Source organism: Chlamydiales bacterium (assembly GCA_016185065.1).
In the GTDB taxonomy this organism is placed as follows: Bacteria; Chlamydiota; Chlamydiia; order Chlamydiales; family Rhabdochlamydiaceae.
In genome coordinates this window covers 699,759-722,252 of record JACPOL010000008.1, presented here as the reverse complement: position 1 = coordinate 722,252, position 22,494 = coordinate 699,759, and the positions used below count along the sequence as shown (strand labels likewise).

The window sequence follows — 22,494 nt, the reverse complement described above, 5'->3', positions numbered from 1 at the left end:
ATTCCCCGCCGGACTAACGTCTCGGGTGCGGGGCCCCTTTCGCGTCCAGTCGCAGAGGCAATGAGAAAGGCTAAAGACTTTTCTCTTCAACCTCTTTGCATAGCCCTGCGACTGGACGCGAAAGGGACCCACGACGGAGGAAGTGGGATGAGCGCCTCGAGCAGTCGATCGATTCAGATCGCAAAGCAAAACCGTAGCACAGAAAAGCCGGCCAGGCGTGCAGGGTAGGGCGAAGGCCCACTCTGCTTTCGAGCACACGGTTTGGCAAAGCGAGGTGAAGCGCAAGGTGGTCGCGGGAGGTGTGGCGCCAGCGCACACCATCCGACATGTCTATTTTGGCTCTTTTCAAAACTTAATAAAAAAACTAATATTGACTTCTTCCTCAAGGAAGGAGTTCTTTAATGTTGCTAGATTTTGGAGAAGAATTTGAAGCTGGGGATGAGAGTGTCGAGCTTCTTTTCTCAAAGCGCGACACTCTGGTTGCTCGACTATTGATTACACTTGTTCAACATGAGAATGGTTTCTCGGAACATCACGCCTAGGTTAAAGGGCTCTTTATCAGGGCCTGCAAGGTATCCTTGAATATAACCATCATCATCGAGTTCGAACGCGAGTGGGAGATTCACAGTTTGGCCATCCATCTCTTGAGCTGTGCAGCCGGGATAGGCCTGAGCAGCTGAGCAGAGAAGATTACCTAGGTTTAAAGGCTCTTCTCTTCCATCTTTATCAAAGAGACGCGCTTGGATAGAGTTTCCATCTCTATCGAGTCTGAACATCGCAATAGCATTTGGATCGAGCTTCGTTTGGCCACCATTTTTTGCTCCTCCATCCATCCACGCTTCAGCTGTGGCGTTGATTAGTGTTCCCATGGTGAGCTTAATCTTTTTTCCCTTTGCATCGATTAGATAGGGTATTTTGTTTCCTTTGCTATCTGTATCTAAGAGAAATTGAATCACTTTTCCCTTTACCATCCCGTTGTCTGACGAAGCAGCTTGTAGTGCCATTGGCGATGCGCAAATCAACAGCGCTAACATTTTTGATAAATAAACTCTCATAACCCCTCCTAAAGGATTTCTGTGTTCTATCATCCTTTTAGGGGTGGGCTGACATTTAGTCAAAAATTTTTATATTTTGGCGAAGGACTTGAAGCTCGAGATGAGAGTATCGAGCTTCTGTTCGCAGAGGGTGATACCCTGGTCGACCGAATCAAAGGCTTTTAGGCGCACTCCTACGTAGAGCTTTACCTTGGGCTCTGTGCCAGATGGACGGATGATGAGCTTGCTCTCATCTTTCAAGCGGAAGAGGAGGACGTCGGATTTTGGAAGAGTGAGAGCCTCTTTCTTACCTGTGATGAGGTCTCTTTTTTCGCCTGTTTCATAATCTTCGATTGCGACAACTGGCTGTCCGGCGATCTCTTTTGGAGGATTCTTTCTTAGCCCAGCCATCAGTGTTTTGATCTGCTCCATCTCCTCTTTGCCAGATGCAAAATTAAGAGAGTACTGCTTCTCTCTGAAGATTCCATAGGTCTTGTAGAGGGCGTGGAGACGATCGACGAGCGTCTCTCCATGCAGCTTCGCATCTAGGGCCATTTCTGAGATAAAACAGGTAGAGATGATCGCATCTTTGTCTCTGGCCACAGTACCGATGAGGAAGCCGTAGGACTCTTCCGCACCGAAGAGGAACTTGTAGCCATCTTTGGAGAGCTCCCACTCGTGGATCTTTTCGCCGATATACTTGAACCCTGTAAGCACCTCAAAGCAGGGGATATTATAGGATGCGGCAACCGTTTTCATGAGCTCGGTGGATACGATCGTCGTAACGAAGGCTCCTTTTGGAGGCATCTTTTTGCGTTTTTTTAGAATTTCACAGATGAAGTGGACGCTCAAAGCGCCGATCTCATTGCCAGTGAGGATAACAGACTTTCCCTGATGCATTGCGACAAGACCAGTGCGATCGGCATCGGGATCGTTAGCAATTAAAATATCTCCCTTCTCTTTTTCTAAAAGAGCGATGCCCATAGCGAGCGTCTCCTTAAACTCTGGGTTAGGAAACTTCACAGTCGGGAAGTCGCCATCGGGTTTGATCTGCTCTTCAACAAATGAGAGATTGGTGAAACCCCACTCTTTCAACGCTTTTGGTACGAGAGTAATGCCAGTTCCATGGAGGCTCGTATAGCAGATTTTTAGACTGCTCCCTTTTTCGCGGTTCTGTTCTGGAAAGAATTGTAGTGGGCGGATCTGATCTAGATAGGTCTGGTCTAGCTTCTCATCGACCATTTCGATGAGTGGAGAGGGGAGCTCTGCAAGCTTCACCGATTTTAAAACAGTTACTTTTCCGACCTCTTCCATGATCGCGGTGTCGTGAGGAGGAACGACCTGTCCTCCATCTGCCCAGAACACCTTGTATCCATTGTACTCAGCGGGGTTGTGAGAGGCGGTAATCATGATGCCGCAAAGGCAGTGGAGCTGTCTAACTGCAAACGAGACGTAGGGAGTGGGGCGCAGCTCTTTGAGAAGCATCACGGAGACGCCATTACCCGCAAGCACGCGAGCGGCCTCTTCTGCAAAAGCCTTTGAGTTGTGACGTGAGTCATACCCGATCACCACTCTGCGATCTTCTTTCTGTTTGAGGATGTAGTTTGCAAGGCCCTGAGTCGTTAGGCGGATCGTGTAGATGTTGAGGCGATTTGTTCCGACTCCCATAAGACCGCGCATTCCACCGGTGCCAAAAGAGAGGCGGGTGTAGAAGGCGTCTTCAAGGCCTTTCGGATTTTTTTCAAGAAGAGAGCGAACGGCTTCTTTGCTCTTCTCATCGTAGGGGCCATCCAACCACTCTTGAATTCTCTTTTTAAGTTCTGAACCAAAAGTTGCTGGAAAAGTCACGCGCTACTCCTCTTCGATGTTTAACTGCTCCTGAATAACTTTTAGAGGGACGATAGGAGCATCTTTGCTGATCCCTTCGCAGCGCTTTGCTGCACTCTTCCAAGCATGCTCTGAAGTGAGATTTTCTCGCCACCAAGGAAACGTACGGCACTGGCTTGGCCTAGCGTGGTAGACAGTGCAGCGATTCTCTTTTAAGAAGACGCAGTCGAATGTAGTTGGGTGTTCGATGAGAGAGAGCCTTCCATTCACCAGTCTCGTATACTTTCGAATGAACTCCTCTTCCGAGATCTTCAAGGTCTTTGCCATCTCTGTGATCTCATTCTCATTGATCCAGACGTAGCCGGGAGCTCCAGTGCAGCACTGACCGCATCCTGTGCACTCGAAACGAAGACCCTCTTTATACCAGGGCAGCGGCGCTGCTTTTTTCTCTTTCACAGTTGCACTCTCCTTTTTTCTTGGGGCTGCCATGCGGAGTTTTTCCAGAAGAAAGGCTCAATCTCGCACGAGTTTCCTTGAATTTCAATAAGATTCCACGCCCCATGTTTCTGATGAGAGCTGCTTCCGCTATCGAGCATAATCGGTAGGCCGCTTGGGCGGAGGTCCGCGATGGCATGGCGGTGGGTGTGGCCATTTAGATAGAATTTAATTGCAGGGTTTTTCATGAGCAGCTCTCTTAAAAAAGAGCTTCTCATGAGCGCCTTTCTCGGACCATCCACATCGAAGAAGGGGAAGTGGTTAACCAGTATCACAGAGCTATTTGGAGGCAGGCGTCCTAAGGTCTCGTTCAGTGCATTTTCAATCTCGCAGGAGAAGTTGCCACGGGAGGAGATCGGGCTCGTTGCAAGGGCGGTATCCAGCGCAATCAGGAACCAGCCATCTTTTAACTCTTTCACAGCTATTCCATGCTCTTTTAGGTTAAGCGGCACATCGCTGAATTTTGCTGGGAAGTAGTCGTAAAAGAGGCGCTGCCTGTAAGCCGCTTTAGTGTAGTGGTCGTGATTGCCTGGGATGGCCACTACCTCGATACCCTCTTTTTTAAGAGAGCGGATAAACTCTACCGCCATCTCAAACTCTTCTGGCAGCGAAGTCGTTGTCAGATCCCCAGAGATCACGACGAGATCTACTTCGAGCTCTTTAAATAGGCCAGCTAAAGGAGCGAGCAGCTCTCTTTTGTACTCGTGCTTCCGATGAAAAAAGAGGTTGAGGTTTCCCAGCCATCTCTTTGAGAAAAACTGCAGAGGGCTAAGTGTTACCTTCCCAAAATGAAGATCTGAAATATGTGCAATACGCAAGACGTTAGACCCTAGCTTTAACTTTTTTTCGTCTCGCTTTATGCTTAACGGGTTTTTGTTTCTTCACTGGTTTTTCTACTTTCATTATTCCTCTCTTAATCGATCTAGATACGGGATGTCTAGAGTAGACTTTGATCTTTATGTTATATCCGAGCAGGGTGAGATAGTTCATCAATGTGTCATTACTGAAATCATTGATTTTACCAGACATCAGAGCAGAGACTTTCGGCGCGCTGATACCTAGAATCGTGGCTATTTCTTTTTGAGGAACATCGCTGTTGCGGATGATTTTAACTACTTCTGACATCAAGTCAGAGCGTATTCTCATCCCTTCAGAATCTTTTAAGCCAAGGTCTGCAAAAACGTTATCCTTACTTACGACGGCTCTTTCTTTCATCTTTCCCTTGAGATAGGCATCTATAATTATCAATATTGGTAATTCTCGTAAATGGCAGAAATTATTTTCTAGGTGTTGTCAAAGGTAAGATGAAATTTTTTCTTTGATTGCAAAAATACCGCTGGCCGCTTTTTTGCGTTTTCACCGATTTTTCAAGAGTAATAAAACAGGATCCGCTTCGCTGGCAGGATCGCCTCCTAGCTAAAGCTAGGGGCGGCAGGATGAGAAAGACAAGAGATCCCTTCTCTCTCCCTTCTTATCTTTCTCATCCTGCCGCCCCGAATGGGGCGATCCTGCCAGCGAAGCGGATCCTGTTATTTTCTCTTCATATAACCGGGACTTTTGCAATTACCTCTCCAGGGACCTCTCTTCTTTCGTTCAAAGAAAGAAAATGTTTTTCCAAGTCGAGTCTATGCTTTGCGCTTGGACTCTGTAGATTCGGTCTTGGATCTAGCTGGAGAAGAAGCGTTTATTGCATTTAGAACTCCTTCTACGTGCTGACGCCCCATGATAACCACTCTTACTTTGTCAGTTGGTTTAATGACTTCTGATCTAGAGAAAGGAATCGGGAGTTCGGAGCACAAGACTTTCGCAAAATGGGCCTCTCTTTTGCGATGTTGCACGAGATCTTTAAATACGAGGAAGGAGTCGTGGTTTGTAGGGGAGTGCAAAACATCTCTTATTGCGGCATACTCTTCAGAAGTAAAATGGCTTTTATATTTCTGGAGGGCTAAAGAAGAGAGATCGTGGTAGAGCTCTCTTAATTCTTTAAGAGAGTATCTGTCTTCAAATCCTTTTGTAATTGCGGAATCAAATCTTTCAATCCCAGGCACGTGACCGGACAAAGACCACGAAGGATAGAATTTTTTTGTGTGCCTAAATTCATACTCATAACTGTTGATCTCACTATGTAAGTGTATAGAACCCCAAGTTCCTCCGGTTCCACCCAGTTCTTCCCATAGCTGGACAAATAGTGGATTGCGATTGAAATTACGGAAAATTTCTATCACAAAAGCGCTTGTAGATAGAACGGGTCTTACCTCTTCATTCTGTGCTAGTGCAACAGTACTTGTAACGAGTTTAGATAGAGTGCAGGTAATAGGGTCACCAAGTCCCACCAGCCAAGTGTTCGTTTGCTGATCGCCTTGATACTTATGATAATTGTCCCCTTTTCTATACTGCTCTTCATGGAGGCTATCTCGCGCAATATCTTCATAAAAACCGACCACTAACTGGCTGCGAACCAGACCGAGGGCAATTGAGCGAAGGTCATCAAAGCGGCTTTCTGTACGGCAATCTCCAAAAAATATGAAAGGAACGCTGTTAATAACACATGGTGTTATATTTCTCAGATCTTCTGCAGACCAATCAAACAGCTTAGCCCAACCCACAAGCCTTTCATAGGCCGACCAATCGCAGGTCTCTAGCACTTCAACTTGGCCGCCTTTAACAGAGGGGGGCTCCAAAATTTCTGGACCATAATACCTCGCAAAGGCTCCTCGTACTCTCTGCCGAAGATCAGTAGGGTCGGTGAAAAGATCGGCGATGCTCTCTTGCAGATTGGTGGGCAAGTAGGGCTGACTATCGCTCGCAGCCTTTTCTTTGAAGAGTTTAAAGAGCTTATCTTGAGGTTTTTCACTTGTAGCTGCGTCGAGAACAGCTCTCAGTTTAATTTGCGCGGCTTGTAGAACATCAGGAGCTAGAGCTGTAGTTGTCATAATATTTTATGGCGTTAAGAAATAATTAAAGAGGAATTGTACGTTTTTTATTGTTTCTTGTAATTAACGAAAATTCTTTCTTTGATTGGGCGGGAGCGAAATCCTTGGAGTGCGGCGCTCGCGTGTCTAGCTGCTTTTCTAGAGAAAAAAGAAAATCCCCTTCGCTAAATCAAAGGGGATAAGATTTTGCAATGACTATCTTTTTTTAGCTGAACGCAGCTTATTCATTTTTTTCGTATCCATCTGCGTTCTCATGCGCGCCTGCTTGTTCAGAGTTTTAACCCAGCGAGCACCCTCGGGGTGGATGTGGGCAGGAGCAGACTCTCCAGGAAGCTCATTCGAAGTAGCGGTGCGCTTGCTTGTCTTCTTGTGATGGTGCTTTGCTTGCTCTTCTGCAGATGCTCCTTTTGGAACGAGCATCTTCTTTGCGCGAGCGTAGACGATCTCTTTGGGTTCCAGAGGTTTACGCTCTGCTGGGAGAGGATTAGCCGGAGCTATGAATACGTTAGCGTTTCTCTTTTTATCCAACTCTTTTTCCATCGCTTTTGCCTGCCTGTGCGGCATGGGACGCTTTCCTCTGTACATAGAACCTCTGTGAAGTGTTTTCGGTCTTAGTGTCAAATTAATTTTTTAAATGCATTAAATGCAAGAAGAAGTGGGAGAGAATAGAATCTTAAACTGAGAGGGAGCGCAGGGCGCGGCTTACGGAGATGAACTGCTGCCAGCGGTTTTTCCGGAGGCGGAGCCATTTGGGGTTGGGTATCCAAGAGGGGGGAGTGATCACTGTGCTGGGAGTCCAGTCGGGTCGCCAGAGCTGCATTCTCTTGGGATCGTCTGCGAGGATGGTGGTTGGGAGGCCAAGGTTTGAAGCGAGGTGTCCCATGAGGGAGTCGTTGCCGATGAGCGCGTGCGACTCATATGTGAATTCAGCGAGGGAGCTAAGTGTGGAGAAGTGGGGCAGAGGGAAGCCTGCGCTTTCGACCTCAAGCCAAGAGGATCTCTCTTCAGGGCTGACAATAAAGACAGGCGAGACTCCTCGCTTTTTCAAGCTGCAAGCAAGCGCAATATATCTCTCTTTCGTCCAGTTTTTTTGTGGAGAGCTGCTCATGGGGTGAATGAGGATCCGCTCATGATAGTGGCGGTGAGTGAGATGGTGTGGAGGGCGGATCCCATTATCTTTAGATGCTCTCTCTTTCTGCAGGAGTTTGGAGATAGCGCGTGAGGCATTTTCGGCGAAGGAGCTGGAGGGGTCGAAGCTCTGGTCTAGCGCATGAAGCGCTCCATGCTTCTTCTCCAAATAAGTTGGATAGAAGATGCTGATAGGAAGGCGGCTCTTCTCTCTCTCAGACTTTAGGTTCTGTATCTTGGGAGAGTTGTCATTTTCAGCGATGATAAGGTCCCACTCCTCGAGCGAGGAGGGGATCTCTTTTGCAAAGTTGTGATTGGGAAACCACTCCTTTAATTCAAGGAGAGCAGGGTGGACGGTAGTTACGCGGTAGCCTGCCAGATAGAGCGCCTGAGAGGCGATCATCATGAGCAGGCCGTCACCGATACCGCGCGAGGGTAGGACAAGTGCGGATCTCATTTCGCTTGCGCTACTTTTTCTCGTCGTTATCTTCAGGAGCGTTTCCAATGAGCGCTTCAGAGAGAAGAATGATTCCCGCTGTAGAAGCTGCAAATACAAGCGCGCTTCTTACCACCTTCGTTGGATCGACAATTCCAGAAGCTAAGAGGTCTTCTACCTGCTCTGTATGAGCATTGAAGCCGAAATTTGCTCCTTTGCCTAGTACCTGTTCTAAAACAACCGAGCTATCGAAGCCCGCGTTAAAGACGATCTGTTTGAAAGGGGCTTCGCACGCGATCTGCACGATGTGCGCGCCGATCTTCTCTTCAGCAGAGAGCTTCAGCTTATCGATCGCCTTGCCAGCTCTAAGGAGCGCAATGCCGCCGCCGATGACGATACCATCTTCTAGCGCTGCTCTTGTAGAGTTTAAGCTATCTTCAAAGAGCTGCTTCTTCTGCTTCATCTCTGGCTCTGATGCGGCGCCCACGCGGATAACGGCAACGCCGCTTCCGAGCTTCGCTCTACGCTCTTCGAGCTTCTCTTTATCATAGGTGCTTGTCGTCTCTTTAATTTCTGCTTCGATCTGCTTGATGCGGTCCTGGATAGCTTTTGCTTCGCCAGATCCATTAATCAGCGTTGTCTTCTCTTTGTTGACAACTAGCTTCTCAACGCTTCCAAGCACCTCGTTTGTCGCATCTTTAAGGGACATGCCAGTATCTTCTGAGACGACGGTTGCACCTGTGAGGATGGCAATATCTTCAAGAAGAGACTTTCTGCGGTCGCCAAAGCCTGGAGCTTTTACTGCACATACTTTCAGCGTGCCGCGCAGCTTGTTGACCACGAGTGTTGAAAGAGCATCTCCTTCGAAGTCGTCAGCGATGATCAACAGGTCTTGTCCAGCTGAGGCAACTGCTTGAAGAATGGGTAGAAGCTCTTGAACGGAGGCGATCTTCTTATCTGTAATGAGAAGGCGCGCATTCTGCATCTCCACTAAAAGCGCCTCTGCATTCGTGCAGAAGTAGGAGCTGACGTAGCCGCGGTCGAACTGCATTCCCTCTACCATTTCAATAGTGGTATCGGTTCCTTTGCCCTCTTCGATTGTGATCACGCCCTCTTTGCCGACCTTCTTGACTGCCTCTGCAATCAGTGTGCCGATCGATTCATTTCCTGAGCAGGAGGCGATAGCGATGTTTTTGATCTCCTTGTCGCTCTTGATTGCGATTGAGGAGCTCTCCAGCTCTTTCACTGCAGCTTCAACTGCTTTTTCAATGCCGCGTTTGATATGGATCGGGCTAGAGCCAGAAGCGATGTTTTTTACGCCGTTTTGAACAAGAGCTCTCAAGAGGAGAATGCTGGATGTGGTTCCATCGCCGCACTTCTCTTTCATCTTGCTAGCGACCTCTTTCCCCATCGAGACGCCCATGTTGGCGTACTGATCTTTGAGTTCGATGTCTTTAACGATGCTGTTGCCGTCGTTAGTAACTTTTGGAGCTCCCCAGGATGCTTGGAGTCCGACGTTACGTCCTTTAGGTCCAAGTGTGACGCTTACAACATCTGCAAGCTTATCGACGCCTTCGCGGAGTTTATTTCTTGCTTCTTCTTCAAAAATGAGCTCTTTTGCAGATCCTGACATAATAAAATCTCCTTTAACTATGAAGGTCCGACTATATCCTAAAAAAACAAAATTAGCAATCTAACCAGAAGAGAAGAAAAGAAGATCGGGTGGAAAGGAGAGAGAGAGAGGATCGGGCGCGGGCACGCACACGGGCACGTTCACGAAAGAGGGAGAGGGGATAGAAGAGGGCGGAAAGGAGAGAAGATAGATGGAGACAAAAAGTTTGTTGGTCTTTTCTTTCGTGAACGTGCCCGTGTGCGTGCCCGCGCCCGATCTTTTCTCTTTTTGGTTATTCTTGGCCGGGGAAGAGGAGGACGATTTCGCCTTTAGGTTTTTTTGCGGTGAAACGGGCGATGAGCTCTTGAGGGGTTCCTCGCGCATTCTCCTCGTGCAGCTTTGTGAGCTCGCGGATGACGGCAACCTGCAAGTCGGGAGCTATTGTGTTGAGGATCTCAAGCGTTTTTAAGACGCGGTAGGGGCTCTCGTAAAAGATGCTCGTTCCTGGATAGGCTAGCTGCTCTTCCAGAATTCGAGTTAACTGCCCCTTCTTTTTGGGGAGAAACCCGAGGAGCTGGAAACGTTCTGTTGAAAAGCCGGAGATAGAAAGGGCGGTAACTGCTGCGCAGGCGCCCGGAATGGCTGTAACTTCAAGAGAGTTTTCATGGCAGAGCTTAACTAAAATTTCGCCCGGGTCGCAGATCCCAGGAGTGCCAGCATCGGTCACAAGGCCAACGTTCAAACCCGCCTTTAAGTCGGCAATGACTTCGGCAGAGCGGCGTCTCTCGTTGAATTTATGGTAGCTTTTAAGCGGCTTGCGAATCTCGTAATGGGCGAGCAGTCTCTGGCTTCTGCGCGTGTCTTCACAAAGAACGTAATCGCAGGCGCGCAATGTTTCGAGAGCGCGGAGGGTGATATCTCCGAGATTGCCAATAGGAGTTGCGATCAGATATAACATAAGTAAAAAGGTGGCACCCAGATTTGAACTGGGGTATGGGAGCTTTGCAGGCTCCTGCCTTACCACTTGGCTATGCCACCAGAAAATGTGCAAAATTATGCGAGATCTCATTAATGAGGTCAAGAGGAGAAGATGAAAGAGAGGCCTTTATCCTGGTTTGCAAAAGCAATAGGGATTGCTGCTTTTTGCAATAAAGGGGTGACAAATGTGCAGACCGACAGCAGAAAAATTCAGCCTGGTACTCTTTTCTTTGCTTTGAAAGGAGCTAGGGTCGATGGGCACGCCTTTTTAAAAGAGGTGGCTGAGAAGGGAGCTGTGGGCGCCGTGGTATCTATAGACTATAGAGGCGAATCTCATGGGCTTGAGCTTCTGATGGTCGATGACGTGATCGAGGCTCTTCAGACTCTGGCAAGAAAAGAGATTGAAGATCGAGGCGTTCGCGTCGTTGCCGTGACAGGATCTGTAGGTAAAACGACAACTAAAGAATTTCTTTCAACGCTTCTCTCTGCCAAGTACCGGGTGGCAAAGACCCCAGGAAACGCGAACTCCCAGGTGGGAATTCCGCTTAGCATTCTCAATTCCGATGGGGATGAGGAGCTGTTTGTGATGGAGATGGGAATGACAGACGCTCACCAGATTGAAAAGCTGGTTCAGATCGCACCTCCCTATCTATCGCTCATCACCCGCATCGGCTTGGCTCACGTCGGCTCTTTTTCAGATGGGATCGAAGGCGTTGCAAGAGCAAAGTCTGAGATCTTTTCACACCCCAAGACGCGTTTTGGTCTATATAATGCAGACTCAGGAAACTTTCGGGCTCTTGAAGAGACGGGTAGATGCGAGAAGAGAAGCTTCGGCTATCAGAAGATCTGCCCAGCACGTGCGGACTATCTCCTGAAAAACGAGGGGGATCTTTTTGTCATTGAAGAAGAGGGGAGGGCTGTTTGCAAATTCTCGCTCCCATTCGAGGCGACCCATCTTTGTGAGGATTTTATCGCAAGCGCCTCTGCGGCGAATCTGCTTGGTGTAGACTGGTCTATCATTGCAAAGATCGCACCAACCCTTACTGTCTATGAGTCGCGATTTGAAAAGATAGAAAGAGCAGGGGTCACCTTCATCAACGACGCCTACAATGCAAACCCGACCTCAATGCTCGCCGCATTTGCCAACCTGCCAGTTCGGAAAGAGGGTGGTCGTCGCATCGGGGTGCTGGGACCGATGGCCGATCTTGGAGCTCTCTCCGAACACTACCATCGAGAGATTGGCCTGGAGGCGCTGAGCCACTTTGACCATCTGCTCTGCATTGGGAGCGAGTGCCTTCCAATCCAAGAGATCTTCTCTAAAAATGGAAGGGCTGCGGAGCATTTTGATGAGATCTCTGCGCTGGGAGCACGGATGATGAGTCTTGCTAAAGAGAATGATCTCGTCTTGATTAAGGGAAGAAATTCGGCTAATTTGTGGAAGCTGCTCGAAATGTTTATCTCTCTGTAGCAATTTTTTCGGCAAGTTTGTACTATTTCGCTTCATATCTTTTTCTGGATGTTTTGTGCTACTTCTTCTACTAGAGTTTTTTAATAATGTGCTGGGAGTTAAACTCCCCACCGTTTTTTCGTACGCATCGACGCGCATGATGCTCGCTGCTATCACGACCCTTCTCTTCACCGTTGTTCTGGGACCTCGCTTTATCCGCTGTCTCTACCAGCTGAAGACGGGCCAGTCGATCCGGGTTGAAGACTGTCCAGTACTTGCCGAACTGCATCAGAAGAAGAAGGATACTCCCACGATGGGAGGGATTCTAATCCTCTCCTCCATGCTTCTCTCTCTTGTTCTCTGGATGGATCTGCGCAGCTCGTTCACTCTTCTTCTATTCGTGACGACCATCTGGCTTGGGCTTGTGGGGGGGTATGACGACTACCTGAAGCTGAAGCATAAAAATTCGAAGGGCCTCTCGGGAAAGAAGAAGCTCTTTTTCCAGATGCTTTTGGCGGCGCTCATCGCCCTTTATAGTCTATCTCCAACTGTCGCACACTCGATACACGTCGGTAAGTGGTTCGCACCTCCCTCTGCAAGAGAGCTAACACAAGCGCCTGTCAAGAGCGCGCCTTCTGTAGCAGCTTCCGAAGAGAAGAAGATCGAGCTGAAGGGAACTTCTCTATCGACACGCGAGTACATGGGCTACTACTTTACCCCCTTTTTCAAAGATCCTCTCTTCATTCTAAAGGGTGGGCTGGTCATCTTAGCTTTCTTCATTACACTCATCGTGATTACAGGCGCCTCAAACGCTGTCAATTTGACGGATGGTCTCGACGGCTTAGCCGCCGGCTGTTTAATGATGGTTTCGGGTGTCCTCGGTTTTGTCGCCTTTCTCTCGAATAACATCGAGATCTCCCGCTATCTCAACATACTCTATATAGAGGGGAGCGGAGAGATCGGTATCTACCTATTTGCTATGATGGGAGCGTGTCTTGGCTTCCTCTGGTATAACGGCTACCCGGCTCAAGTCTTTATGGGCGACACGGGATCTCTTGCTCTGGGAGGCGTGCTTGGCCTTGCGGCTGTGCTGCTTCGCAGAGAGCTGCTCTTCGCGTTAGTGGGGGGTGTGTTTGTAGCTGAAACAGTTTCTGTGATTCTCCAAGTGGGAAGTTATAAGCTGCGCAATCGGAAGAGGATCTTTCTATGCACTCCTCTGCACCACCATTTTGAATATAAGGGGTGGCCAGAGACGAAGGTGGTATTAAGATTCTGGATTGTGAGTCTTCTCCTCGCGATTGTAGGTATGATCTCTCTCAAGTTCCAATAAGCATAATTGCATGAAAAAGGCACTCATACTCGGGTTAGGCGTGAGCGGCAGGTCCGCGGCAGAGTTCCTTCTTAAAAAGGGGTACGCCGTCACCGCAGTAGAGAAGAGCGCCGATCTCTTAGAGTCGAATCCCGAGATCAAGCAACTGATAAAAAATGGCCTTACTTCCCATAAAGAGTCTGCGGTATTTGAGAAGTTCGATTTTGATCTTCTAGTTCCCTCCCCAGGCGTTCCTCAAAAACATCCTCTTTATGCAAGGGCAATAGAAGAGGGGATAGAGGTAGTAGGAGAGGCAGAGCTGGCATTTCGCCACATGAAACAGAGAGCTGTTGCAATCACCGGAACGAATGGAAAGACGACCGTAACGCTCCTGGTTGAACACATTCTTAATAAGAGCGGCCGAAAGGCCAGGGCCCTTGGAAATGTCGGCGAGCCACTTACGCGTTATTTTTTGAATCCCGACCCAGACGAGATCGTTGTAGCAGAACTCAGTTCCTATCAATTAGAGACGATGAACTCTCAGGTGTTTGATGCGGCCGCCTTGCTGAATATCACGCCCGATCATCTCGACCGCTATCCCGATATGGTCTCTTATGCGAAGGCCAAGTGCTCTATCGAGAAAAATCTTAAGCCCAGATCTCCTCTTTTTGTCCATGAGCAGGTTCTTCCGGAGTTCGGTTCTCTTTTTGAGAGTAGAGCCTTTTTGACCTTTGGATCTAACCCCACTTCTCACTTCTGGACGGACAAAGAGAAGGTCTATCAAGGCGAAAAAGTTGAATACTTATTACCCCTGGTCTATAGAGGGAGGGGGAGTCATGAGAGTGAGAACGCTCTGGCTGCCTGGCTGCTGGTTCGAGAGTTCGGTGTAACTGGCGAGCAGTTTATCCAGGCGCTCAATAGCTTTAGCAAGCCCTCTCACCGGATCGAGTTTGTTGCGAAAATAGAGGAGGTCTCCTATTTCGACGACAGCAAGGGGACCAACCTAGATGCAGTGATCCGCGCGGTGGAAGCTGTACCCGATCCTGTAATTCTTATTGCAGGAGGAGTGGATAAAGGTGCATCCTATACGCCCTGGATTCAAGCCTTTCAGGGAAAAGTGAAGAGGATCGTCGCCATGGGACAGGCGGCGCAGAAGATTCGAAGTGAACTTGGAGAGGCTATCCAAGTAGAGATCGTGACCTCGATGGAGGAGGCTGTCTGCTTCGCCGAGCAGAGAGCTGAGAAGGGGGGAAGCGTCCTACTCTCTCCCGGATGTGCGAGTTTTGATATGTTTCGGGATTATGCCCACAGAGGCGAAGAATTTAAACGTTGCGTTAACGAATTAGAAGAGAGGAGTGAAAAAAACACATGAGCCGTAGAGATCTCATCATCGTCGCCGTACTGGTCAATGCCGGTTTAATGACCATTTTTTTTGTAAGTGCCCTTAAGTCAAACAGCGCGGATGAGGGAGCTCTTGCTGCCAACTCTGCTTCGATTTCAAGCATCTCGGAAGTGAGCGTTGCGCCAAACAGCGCAGCTCCATCAGATGAGATCGATCAGGTCTTGAAAGAGCATAATAACAACCCTGCCACCTCTCCGATAGCGATGGTTGCACCATCTGCGACTCTCATGCCGACATCTCCTCCTCTTGCAGGGTCACAGACTGCTCCTAGCTTTGCGGATGACTTAAAAGCGATTTCAATGGGAGAGAGCTCTCTTGTTCAGAACCAGACTGCACAGGCTCCTCAAATGACTGAAGCCTTCGAAGCTCCAGCTGCTTCTCTCAAAGAAGTAAAGGTGAAGAAGGGAGATGTGCTCGAGAAGATCGCTCGTCAGAATGGAGTGAGTGTAGACGACCTCATGAAGACAAACCAGCTCGCTTCTACTCGCCTGAAAATTGGCCAAACGTTGAAGATCCCAGCAAAAGGCGCTTCAAAAAGTGCTCAGAGCACATCTTCAGCTGCAGGCGAATCTGCTGCTCAATACTACACTGTGAAAAATGGCGATAATCCCTGGACGATCGCGGTAAAGAACCACTTGAAAGTTGAAGAGCTCCTCAAACTTAACGGCCTCAACGAAGAGAAAGCACGCCGCCTGAAACCCGGTGACAAGCTCCGCATCAAGTAACGGAGAGAAATGAATCGCGCGTGTCTGGCTCTCATTTTCTGCGTCGTGCTCCTGTTTGGAATGGGACTTGTGATGGTCTTTAATACGACATCAGCCGAGGTGCTAGACCGCGGTCTGGATCGCAGTACAACCCATGCCCTAATTAAACAGGTCTGCTACTCAGCGGTCGGTTTTTTTGGGGCATTTCTCGTCTGGAAGGCTGGCTACCACAAGCTGATCAAGATGAGCGGAGGTCTACTCATTGTCGGGTGCGTCTTTCTTCTTCTTGTTTTTGTTCCGGGCATTGGACAGCAGCTCAATGGCGCCAATCGCTGGATTAATCTTCTAGGGCTCTCTTTTCAGCCCTCTGAGATCGTAAAGTATTTAATTCCTCTCTATGCGATCTTCGTCTTCTCTAAAGCCGAAGCTCCACTCACTTTTAAACAGTTTCTCATTCTACTTGGAAAAATTGCTGTTCCTACAGCACTAATTTTAATCGAGCCGGATAATGGCACGGTCTTCATCTTGATTGTCACGCTAGTTGTGCTCTTTGTACTTACAAAGCTCAAGTGGGTCTACTGGGCGCTGCCTCTTTGTATTTTAACACTTGTGGGAGGGGTAGCAGCCTCGCAGATGAGCCACGTTCCAGATAGGATCCGCATCTATCTCCATCCTGAGCTGGATATCAAAGGGAAGGGGCACCAGCCGCACCAGGCCAAAATCGCAGCCGGCTCGGGCAGACTTGCAGGACGAGGACTCGGCGAGAGTCTCCAGAAGTTAAACTACCTTCCAGAGGCGCGCAGCGACTATATCGCAGCTATCTTTGCAGAGGAGTTCGGCTTCATTGGGATGATGCTTCTCATGCTCATCTACATGCTCATCGGCTGCTTGGGATTTTATATCGCTGCGAATGCGTCCGATACGAGCGGCTTCTACCTGGCATCAGTTTTGACCTTTCTGCTCTGTTTTCAAGCCTTTCTAAATCTGGGCGTCGTCTCCGGTCTTCTGCCCAGCAAGGGGACCAACCTACCCTTTTTTAGCCACGGCGGCTCATCTCTATTAGCTAATTTTCTTGCTCTCTCACTATTATTAAACGTAGCCAAAGAAAAAACATGTCCTCACCCTCAAAAATCCTAATCGCAACTGGTGGAACGGGCGGCCATCTCTTTCCCGCGCAGTCGCTTGCGAAAGATCTACTCAAAAATCAAGAGAGAGTCCTCTTTGCAGGGGCGGGTCTATCTACAAATCGCTACTTCCAGAAGGAGCAGTTCGCATATGAAGATGTCTCGAGCGCCTCGCCTCTTCGCGGAAATATCTTCCGCGCAGGAGCGCAGATCGCAGGTGGGATTTTAAAGAGTCTAAGACTTCTTAAAACCTTCAAGCCGGACATCGTCGTGGGATTCGGAAGCTACCATAGCTTTCCGCTTCTTGTTGCAGCGCTCATTTGCAGAGTTCCGATCGTCCTCTTTGAAGCGAATGCGGTTCCCGGAAAGGTGAATCGGCTCTTCTCTCGCTGGGCGACGATGACAGCGGTCCATTTTGCCCACGCCTCTCAAAAACTGTCTGGAAAGACCTTGGAAGTTGAGATGCCGCTTTCGATCCGGAAGGAGAAGGTAGAGCCAGATCTTGAAAGCGCCCGTGCCTACTTCGGCTTGCACCAGGATCGCTTCACATTTCTCGTTTTCGGAGGCTCGCAGGGAGCTCTTTCGGTAAATAAGATCTTCTGCCAGGTCGCAGCACAGCTCTCCTCTTCGATTTCAGGTTTTCAAGTCATCCACCTTACAGGTCATAAAAAGGATACTGAAGAGGTGCGGCGCGCCTACGGGCTTTTGAATATTCCGGTTTGCATCAAAGAGTTTGAAGAGAATATGGCACTCGCTTGGAAGGCTGCCGATATCGCCATCTGCAGATCTGGCGCTTCGACTCTTGCAGAGCTGCTCGCGTGCAAAGTTCCTGCGATTCTAATCCCCTATCCCCATGCGGCAGATGACCATCAACGCATCAATGCTGAGATCATGGAAAGAGAGGTGGGGGGAGCGCGCATGCTGCTTGAAGCGGACCTCACTGTCGAACGGCTCTATGCACTTATCCATGAGATGAAGGCGGATGAGAATCTAGCTCTTCAGAAGATGCAGAATTCGATTGCACAGTACAAAGTGCGCGGCCAGAAGGGCGAGCTCTCACAGGTTGTTAGTGAAATTTTAGCGGGGATGAAAAGATGAAAAAAGAGGCCTACCACTTCATAGGAATTGGAGGGATTGGAATGAGCGCTCTCGCGCGCATCCTCCTTCAGAGAGGATACCCCGTTTCAGGGAGCGATCAGACAGCGTCGCCCATTGTTGAGGGTTTAAAAAGCGAAGGTGGAGAGATTTTCATCGGTCATGCGGCATCCAACGTATCCAAACCCGCCACTATTATCTGCAGCACAGCCGTTGTGAAGGGGAACCTCGAGTATGAGGAGGCAAAAAAACGGGGCTACCCGATCTGGCACCGCTCCGACATGCTGCGTAAGCTCATGGAGGGATCTCTTCCTCTTCTCATTGCAGGCACTCACGGAAAGACAACCACCTCCTCAATACTCGCGCACGTGATGACAGAAGGCGGACTCGCTCCCTCTTTTGCTGTAGGCGGCATTGTCAGCAGCTTGGGAACGAATGGAAGAAGTGGCAAAGGAGAGTATTTTGTCGCAGAGGCCGATGAGAGCGATGGCACCTTTTTGAAGTACAGCGGATTTGGCGGAATCATCACCAACATCGACAACGACCATCTCGACTACTGGGAAAATGATGAGAAGCTAGAAGAGGGCTTCTGCCAGTTTGCAAAGCAGATCGAATCGCCAGAGCACCTCTTTATCTGCATCGATGATGAGAGGATCGAGCGCCTTAAACTTCCGGGCATCACCTATGGATTTAATGAGAAGGCGGATCTTTTCATACTCAACTTTAAGCAGGAGGGGTGGAAGACCCTCTTTGATCTCTCTTTCAGAGGTAAGGAGTATATTGATATTGAACTTCCTCTTATCGGGGGGCACAACGTATTAAATGCGGCTGCAGTTTTCGGTCTCTGTCTTACGCTTGAGATGCCAGAAGAGGCGATCCGCAGAGGGCTTATCACCTTCCGAGGCGTAGGAAGAAGAGCAGAAAAGAAGGGAGAGCATGGTCAGATCGCTATCTATGACGACTACGCCCACCATCCTACCGAGATTTTTGCCACACTGCGCGCTGTCAAGAGCGCTGTTGGAAAGAGGCGCCTCATCGTCGCATTTCAGCCCCACCGCTTCACGCGCACGAAAGATTGCATGGAGCTCTTTGGCGAGGTCTTCGACACCGCAAACGAGCTCGTCATCACCGATATCTACTCAGCAGGAGAGAAGCCGATTGAAGGAGTTACGACAGACGCTCTTCTCGAGAAGATCCGCAAGAGGTGTCCCGTCGAGCCGCGCTACTTCCCTCGCCCCCAGCTTGTAGAGGGGCTTCGTGGGATGCTGAAAGAGGGAGATGTCCTTTTAACAATGGGTGCAGGGGATATCACAAAAGTGGGACCGGAGCTCCTCACCAAACTATCACAGGCAGATGCGTAATAAGACGACGATTCCCACTTTCAAAGCTCTGCTAATCCTTACCGTGACGACGACTCTAGTCTCAGGCGGAGGCTACCTTCTTCTGAATAAGAAGAAGCGCATGGCAAAAGCAGAGCAGCCAGTTGGGAATATTCGAGCGATCGTGCAGACCGGACCTCAGAAGGAGGCTCTCAGCACCTCATACCTCGCCGAGCTGCTCAACCTCTCTCAGGATCGTCCGACGCCTGCGTCTAGTTTTAATCTCAAGATAGCAAGAGAGAAGCTGCTCCGCTCTCCAGTTGTGAAAGAGGCGAAGGTCGAGAAGCTGCCGCCAGATGCACTCTTCATCTCATACACAGTTAGACAGCCCGTAGCCACGCTTTACGATGTTGAGAATGGAGCGCTAGATACAGAGGGGTTCCTCTTTCCTCTCAAGCCTTTTTTCGCTCCTAAGAACCTTCCTGAGATCTACCTTGGCATCGCCAAGTTTAACAAGCAGGGGAGGTTCGCCTGGAATCAGAAGCTCGCTTCGCCCTCGCTTACATTGGCGCTCGACCTTCTCCAGCTTCTCTCTGCACAGCCCTACTGCGACCTCTTCACTGTAAAACGCATCGATCTTTCGAAAGCGGCAGAGAAGAGCTACGGAGCGAGGGAGATTGTGCTTATCATCGAAGAGAGTTTTAAAGAGCAGAAGCGGATCTACCTGCGCCTCACCACTAAAGGATATGCTCAGGAGCTGGGTAATTACCTAGAGCTCAGAAGAGAGCTTGCACAGACGAAAGCAGAAGACAAGAGCCGTGCAGCTCTTGTCGATCTGCGCATTTCTAAACTCGGCTACATCAAAGATCTCTAATTTTAAGCTGCTCCAGTCATAAATGCGGCTCTGCCTATTTGCGATGCTTGTCTATGTAGTTTTACAGGACTCTCAACATACTGTCTAAGCTCAGAAGATTTAACCTGATGTTCTATTTCTGCCATGTCTCTGCTCTGAATTTTAACGGCATGAGCGAGTTGAATCTGAAACTCTTCGAGGTTATCCCAGATCGTCTGAATGATTAAGACAGAGAAGGAGATGAGAGGAATTCCCGTAATTAGAGCTGCAATAAAGGTGGGCAGAATCTGAGAGATTCCAAAGAGGAGAAAGACGATCGCTGTGATGACCGCAATCAGCGGATTTTGCATCACAAAAAGGTAGACGCCATCTCGGGCAGAGTCCCAGTAAACAGAGAAGAGCTCCCATGTAAGAGAGCAGCAGCCCAACGCCGCTTCCGCCATCGCTTGCTCCCCAACGCCCTGAGCTGCCCGTTCAAGAGCGGGGCTTGGTGAGGGAGATTCTTGCAGCGCTTGCAGAGGTGCCCCAGGAAGAATGCCTGAAGGTCTTCGCGCATTCTGAGGAGTATTTAGTGCAGCCATAAATCCAGCCGCCGCTGCGAGCTGAGAGGCTCCTTCCTTGCCATCCCCCCTGCCTGCCTGTCCGCTGTTTGTTCGTATATGTTTTGGCGGTGGACTCAGTAGATTGCTGTCATGTCGATTCTGTGGTCCTCTTGGTGGTTGGGTCATACTTATTCTCCTTGAAAGAAAGTTTTAGAGGGGAGAGTCTAACTCAATTCAAAACTTTAATTCTCTTAAAATCTCTTTGCCGCAGGCAGCATATTGATTCTTATCCCTCAGGAAGATAGACTCGGTCATCTAATTTCTAATTTTGTAAAAAGGAATGTCCTATGAAAGAGTTCATCGCGTATCTGATTAAAAATCTGGTCGATAAACCTGAAGCTGTCGATGTGAAAGTTATAGATAGCGAAGAGGGAACGCTTGTTGAGATCCGCGTCTCTCCGGAAGATGTCGCAAAGGTGGTTGGACGCCAGGGAAGAACAATTAAATCGCTGCGCACAATTGCCATGACAGTCGGCGCACGTTTTGGTCGCAGAGTTCGTCTCGACGTTCTCGACTAGACGAATTTTGGTTCGTGGAAAAAGAGGCGTTTGCTACGATCAAGTTTTTATTTAACACACACGCGGCGTTATATGGCACTTGGTCTAAATGTTTCTGTCGAAGAGAAAGATAAGCACAAGATAGTAAGGCTAGAAGGGCGTTTAGACGCCACCACAACTCCTGCTTTAGAAGGAAAGATCTCAAAGGTTCTCGAGCAGAATAAGGTCCATATGCTGATGGACTTTTCCAAGGTCGACTACTTGAGCAGCGCGGGAATGAGACTACTTCTATCTGCAGCAAAGAAGGTTAAAGCGCACGGGGGCAAGCTCGTCTTCTGCGCGATGAACGACGAGGTGATGGAGATCATCAAGATGGCGGGATTCGAACGCATCTTGGCAATCTATCCCTCTGAAGAGGCGGCACTAAAAGCCTGCGGTTGATTCTCCAGTTTTGAATAGGAGGGAGAGGAGCGTGTGCTCTGGTACGATTCTAGAAGAGTCCAAAATTCTCATCTCTCCTTTTGAAGTTACTCAAAAGCAGAAGACCCCTCCCTCCATCCATAAAAAAAAGGTCATCGTCATTGCCGGTCCTACTGGTGTAGGCAAGACGGAGATCTCTCTTAGAATTGCAAAAGTTTCAGGAGGAGAGGTCATCTCTTCCGATTCAATGCAGGTCTACCGCGGGATGGATATCGGCACCGCAAAAGTCACCGAGGAGGAGAAGCTCCAAGTTCCCCACCATCTAATCGATATTCGAGACCTCTCTCAATCTTTCAATGTAAAAGACTTCTACGACGAGGCGATGGTAGCGTTAAGAAGTATCCACATGCGCGGCCACGTTCCCATCGTCGTTGGAGGAACGGGCTTCTACGTGCATGCTCTTATCTATGGTCCGCCGGCAGGTCCCGCTTCGATGCCTGAGGTGAGAGCCCGCATTGAACAGGAGATGGATGAGAAGGGAACGCTGCACCTCTTCGACCGCCTGAAAGAGCTCGATCCCGAATATGCGAGCAGCATTACACACCGCGACCGTCATAAGATCATCCGCGCCCTGGAGATCATCACTATCACGAATGAGAAGGTATCTAAGCTTGAAAGAGGAGCCTCCGGCTCGCATGAGAACTACGACTTCCGCTGCTGGTTTCTCTACAAACCCAAAGAGCTGCTCTATGAGCGTGTCGATCGAAGATGCGAAGAGATGATCGCCATGGGATTCGTTGAAGAGGTGAGGAAGCTGGAGCGAGAGGGGCTTAGAAATAATAGCTCCGCCTCTCAAGCGATCGGCTACCGCCAGTGTCTCGAGTTTCTGGCTTCTCCGCAGACCAAAGAAGATATGGATCACTTCGTCGACGCCTTCAAGCGCGCTTCGCGCCGCTACGTCAAGAGACAGTTCACCTGGTTTAAAAGAGAACCCCTCTTTCGCTGGCTCGACATCGACGCCACCTCCAAAGAGCACGCCATCGAGCTCATCCTCCAAGACTACGAAACCTCCTAGCGCGCTTCGAGAAGCGCGCTAGGATGAAGAGCCCGCTGGGGAAAATGGACGCGAATGGACGAAAACGGACAGGAAATGGACGGTAATGGACAAGCGGGCAAGAAAGAGAAGAGAACTCTTATTCCCTCTTCGGCGCGTGTCCGTTTTTGTCCATTTCCTGTCCGTTTTCGTCCGTTTGTGTCTGTTTCTTTTCCGAGCGCCTCC

At 49.2% G+C, this 22,494-nt stretch carries 23 protein-coding genes and 1 tRNA gene; 11 read left to right on the top strand and 13 right to left on the bottom strand.

Features of this window, described 5'->3' with window-relative positions:
- Positions 1–70 precede the first annotated feature (70 nt).
- From HYX48_07230 to HYX48_07175, 12 genes are all read right to left on the bottom strand, one after another.
- On the bottom strand, positions 71–328 hold the full coding sequence (locus tag HYX48_07230; GenBank protein ID MBI2743693.1) for a hypothetical protein: 258 nt from the start codon (positions 326–328) through the stop codon (positions 71–73).
- Positions 329–488: 160 nt separating this feature from the next.
- Positions 489–1,055, bottom strand: a complete 567-nt coding sequence (locus HYX48_07225; GenBank protein ID MBI2743692.1) for a hypothetical protein — start codon at positions 1,053–1,055, stop codon at positions 489–491.
- A 69-nt stretch (positions 1,056–1,124) separates the two neighbouring features.
- A complete protein-coding gene (locus tag HYX48_07220) occupies positions 1,125–2,882 on the bottom strand; it encodes a phospho-sugar mutase (protein MBI2743691.1) in 1,758 nt (585 codons plus the stop codon).
- 3 nt (positions 2,883–2,885) lie between these two features.
- Positions 2,886–3,350, bottom strand: a complete 465-nt coding sequence (locus HYX48_07215; GenBank protein ID MBI2743690.1) for a YkgJ family cysteine cluster protein — start codon at positions 3,348–3,350, stop codon at positions 2,886–2,888.
- Positions 3,314–4,174 carry a metallophosphoesterase gene (locus HYX48_07210; protein ID MBI2743689.1) on the bottom strand — a complete coding sequence of 287 codons (861 nt, stop codon included), beginning with the start codon at positions 4,172–4,174 and terminating at the stop codon, positions 3,314–3,316. The genes HYX48_07215 and HYX48_07210 overlap by 37 nt, the downstream gene beginning before the upstream one ends.
- Before the next feature lie 4 nt (positions 4,175–4,178).
- Positions 4,179–4,571 carry an XRE family transcriptional regulator gene (locus HYX48_07205; GenBank protein MBI2743688.1) on the bottom strand — a complete coding sequence of 131 codons (393 nt, stop codon included), beginning with the start codon at positions 4,569–4,571 and terminating at the stop codon, positions 4,179–4,181.
- A 410-nt stretch (positions 4,572–4,981) separates the two neighbouring features.
- Positions 4,982–6,289 carry a hypothetical protein gene (locus HYX48_07200; protein MBI2743687.1) on the bottom strand — a complete coding sequence of 436 codons (1,308 nt, stop codon included), beginning with the start codon at positions 6,287–6,289 and terminating at the stop codon, positions 4,982–4,984.
- 195 nt (positions 6,290–6,484) lie between these two features.
- Positions 6,485–6,874 carry a hypothetical protein gene (locus HYX48_07195; GenBank protein MBI2743686.1) on the bottom strand — a complete coding sequence of 130 codons (390 nt, stop codon included), beginning with the start codon at positions 6,872–6,874 and terminating at the stop codon, positions 6,485–6,487.
- Positions 6,875–6,962: 88 nt separating this feature from the next.
- Entirely contained in the window at positions 6,963–7,874 is a 912-nt protein-coding gene (locus HYX48_07190) for a hypothetical protein (protein MBI2743685.1), read from the bottom strand.
- A 10-nt stretch (positions 7,875–7,884) separates the two neighbouring features.
- A complete protein-coding gene (groL, locus tag HYX48_07185; protein MBI2743684.1) occupies positions 7,885–9,486 on the bottom strand; it encodes a chaperonin GroEL in 1,602 nt (533 codons plus the stop codon).
- A gap of 271 nt (positions 9,487–9,757) precedes the next feature.
- Entirely contained in the window at positions 9,758–10,423 is a 666-nt protein-coding gene (gene rsmI / locus HYX48_07180; GenBank protein MBI2743683.1) for a 16S rRNA (cytidine(1402)-2'-O)-methyltransferase, read from the bottom strand.
- Between the two features lie 8 nt (positions 10,424–10,431).
- Positions 10,432–10,503: transfer RNA gene (locus HYX48_07175), tRNA-Cys, on the bottom strand.
- A 52-nt stretch (positions 10,504–10,555) separates the two neighbouring features.
- On the opposite strand from HYX48_07175, the gene murF reads away from it, so the two are divergent.
- The 8 genes from murF to HYX48_07135 are packed head-to-tail and all read left to right on the top strand — an operon-like array spanning position 10,556 to position 19,717.
- Positions 10,556–11,911 carry a UDP-N-acetylmuramoyl-tripeptide--D-alanyl-D-alanine ligase gene (murF, locus tag HYX48_07170; GenBank protein MBI2743682.1) on the top strand — a complete coding sequence of 452 codons (1,356 nt, stop codon included), beginning with the start codon at positions 10,556–10,558 and terminating at the stop codon, positions 11,909–11,911.
- A gap of 55 nt (positions 11,912–11,966) precedes the next feature.
- Entirely contained in the window at positions 11,967–13,220 is a 1,254-nt protein-coding gene (locus HYX48_07165; protein MBI2743681.1) for a phospho-N-acetylmuramoyl-pentapeptide-transferase, read from the top strand.
- Positions 13,221–13,230: 10 nt separating this feature from the next.
- Complete coding sequence (gene murD / locus HYX48_07160; GenBank protein MBI2743680.1) at positions 13,231–14,571, top strand: UDP-N-acetylmuramoyl-L-alanine--D-glutamate ligase; 1,341 nt, start codon at positions 13,231–13,233, stop codon at positions 14,569–14,571.
- A complete protein-coding gene (locus HYX48_07155; protein MBI2743679.1) occupies positions 14,568–15,326 on the top strand; it encodes a LysM peptidoglycan-binding domain-containing protein in 759 nt (252 codons plus the stop codon). Before murD ends, HYX48_07155 begins: the two co-directional genes overlap by 4 nt.
- A 9-nt stretch (positions 15,327–15,335) precedes the next feature.
- Positions 15,336–16,442 (top strand): cell division protein FtsW, encoded by a 1,107-nt coding sequence (locus tag HYX48_07150; protein ID MBI2743678.1) that lies wholly within the window; start codon positions 15,336–15,338, stop codon positions 16,440–16,442.
- The gene (murG, locus tag HYX48_07145) at positions 16,418–17,527 is read left to right on the top strand and encodes an undecaprenyldiphospho-muramoylpentapeptide beta-N-acetylglucosaminyltransferase (GenBank protein ID MBI2743677.1); all 1,110 of its coding nucleotides are present in this window, start codon (positions 16,418–16,420) and stop codon (positions 17,525–17,527) included. The genes HYX48_07150 and murG overlap by 25 nt, the downstream gene beginning before the upstream one ends.
- Entirely contained in the window at positions 17,524–18,885 is a 1,362-nt protein-coding gene (locus HYX48_07140; protein ID MBI2743676.1) for a UDP-N-acetylmuramate--L-alanine ligase, read from the top strand. Before murG ends, HYX48_07140 begins: the two co-directional genes overlap by 4 nt.
- Positions 18,878–19,717 (top strand): FtsQ-type POTRA domain-containing protein, encoded by an 840-nt coding sequence (locus HYX48_07135; GenBank protein ID MBI2743675.1) that lies wholly within the window; start codon positions 18,878–18,880, stop codon positions 19,715–19,717. The genes HYX48_07140 and HYX48_07135 overlap by 8 nt, the downstream gene beginning before the upstream one ends.
- A gap of 2 nt (positions 19,718–19,719) precedes the next feature.
- On the opposite strand, the gene HYX48_07130 is transcribed toward HYX48_07135, so the two are convergent.
- Positions 19,720–20,424, bottom strand: coding sequence for a hypothetical protein (locus tag HYX48_07130; GenBank protein MBI2743674.1), 705 nt, complete (start codon positions 20,422–20,424; stop codon positions 19,720–19,722).
- A 161-nt stretch (positions 20,425–20,585) separates the two neighbouring features.
- Between HYX48_07130 and HYX48_07125 the strand changes: the two genes are divergently transcribed.
- The 3 genes from HYX48_07125 (at position 20,586) to miaA (ending at position 22,290) form a co-directional block, all read left to right on the top strand.
- Positions 20,586–20,816 carry a KH domain-containing protein gene (locus HYX48_07125; GenBank protein ID MBI2743673.1) on the top strand — a complete coding sequence of 77 codons (231 nt, stop codon included), beginning with the start codon at positions 20,586–20,588 and terminating at the stop codon, positions 20,814–20,816.
- 72 nt (positions 20,817–20,888) lie between these two features.
- Entirely contained in the window at positions 20,889–21,236 is a 348-nt protein-coding gene (locus HYX48_07120; GenBank protein ID MBI2743672.1) for an STAS domain-containing protein, read from the top strand.
- A 46-nt stretch (positions 21,237–21,282) separates the two neighbouring features.
- Positions 21,283–22,290: a tRNA (adenosine(37)-N6)-dimethylallyltransferase MiaA gene (gene miaA, locus HYX48_07115; GenBank protein MBI2743671.1), complete on the top strand. Its 1,008-nt coding sequence runs from the start codon at positions 21,283–21,285 to the stop codon at positions 22,288–22,290.
- Positions 22,291–22,494: the final 204 nt, after the last annotated feature.

What these genes read in the sequence shown, in the direction of transcription:
- HYX48_07125 (MBI2743673.1), top strand. Translation starts at nt 20,586, where the DNA reads ATGAAAGAGTTCATCGCGTATCTGATTAAAAATCTGGTCGATAAACCT.
- HYX48_07195 (MBI2743686.1), bottom strand. Translation starts at nt 6,874, where the DNA reads ATGTACAGAGGAAAGCGTCCCATGCCGCACAGGCAGGCAAAAGCGATG.
- HYX48_07200 (MBI2743687.1), bottom strand. Translation starts at nt 6,289, where the DNA reads ATGACAACTACAGCTCTAGCTCCTGATGTTCTACAAGCCGCGCAAATT.
- HYX48_07225 (MBI2743692.1), bottom strand. Translation starts at nt 1,055, where the DNA reads ATGAGAGTTTATTTATCAAAAATGTTAGCGCTGTTGATTTGCGCATCG.
- HYX48_07130 (MBI2743674.1), bottom strand. Translation starts at nt 20,424, where the DNA reads ATGACCCAACCACCAAGAGGACCACAGAATCGACATGACAGCAATCTA.
- HYX48_07135 (MBI2743675.1), top strand. Translation starts at nt 18,878, where the DNA reads ATGCGTAATAAGACGACGATTCCCACTTTCAAAGCTCTGCTAATCCTT.
- HYX48_07190 (MBI2743685.1), bottom strand. Translation starts at nt 7,874, where the DNA reads ATGAGATCCGCACTTGTCCTACCCTCGCGCGGTATCGGTGACGGCCTG.
- HYX48_07205 (MBI2743688.1), bottom strand. Translation starts at nt 4,571, where the DNA reads ATGAAAGAAAGAGCCGTCGTAAGTAAGGATAACGTTTTTGCAGACCTT.
- murD (MBI2743680.1), top strand. Translation starts at nt 13,231, where the DNA reads ATGAAAAAGGCACTCATACTCGGGTTAGGCGTGAGCGGCAGGTCCGCG.
- groL (MBI2743684.1), bottom strand. Translation starts at nt 9,486, where the DNA reads ATGTCAGGATCTGCAAAAGAGCTCATTTTTGAAGAAGAAGCAAGAAAT.
- murG (MBI2743677.1), top strand. Translation starts at nt 16,418, where the DNA reads ATGTCCTCACCCTCAAAAATCCTAATCGCAACTGGTGGAACGGGCGGC.
- HYX48_07150 (MBI2743678.1), top strand. Translation starts at nt 15,336, where the DNA reads ATGAATCGCGCGTGTCTGGCTCTCATTTTCTGCGTCGTGCTCCTGTTT.
- murF (MBI2743682.1), top strand. Translation starts at nt 10,556, where the DNA reads ATGAAAGAGAGGCCTTTATCCTGGTTTGCAAAAGCAATAGGGATTGCT.
- HYX48_07120 (MBI2743672.1), top strand. Translation starts at nt 20,889, where the DNA reads ATGGCACTTGGTCTAAATGTTTCTGTCGAAGAGAAAGATAAGCACAAG.
- HYX48_07140 (MBI2743676.1), top strand. Translation starts at nt 17,524, where the DNA reads ATGAAAAAAGAGGCCTACCACTTCATAGGAATTGGAGGGATTGGAATG.
- HYX48_07230 (MBI2743693.1), bottom strand. Translation starts at nt 328, where the DNA reads ATGTCGGATGGTGTGCGCTGGCGCCACACCTCCCGCGACCACCTTGCG.
- HYX48_07155 (MBI2743679.1), top strand. Translation starts at nt 14,568, where the DNA reads ATGAGCCGTAGAGATCTCATCATCGTCGCCGTACTGGTCAATGCCGGT.
- HYX48_07215 (MBI2743690.1), bottom strand. Translation starts at nt 3,350, where the DNA reads ATGGCAGCCCCAAGAAAAAAGGAGAGTGCAACTGTGAAAGAGAAAAAA.
- rsmI (MBI2743683.1), bottom strand. Translation starts at nt 10,423, where the DNA reads ATGTTATATCTGATCGCAACTCCTATTGGCAATCTCGGAGATATCACC.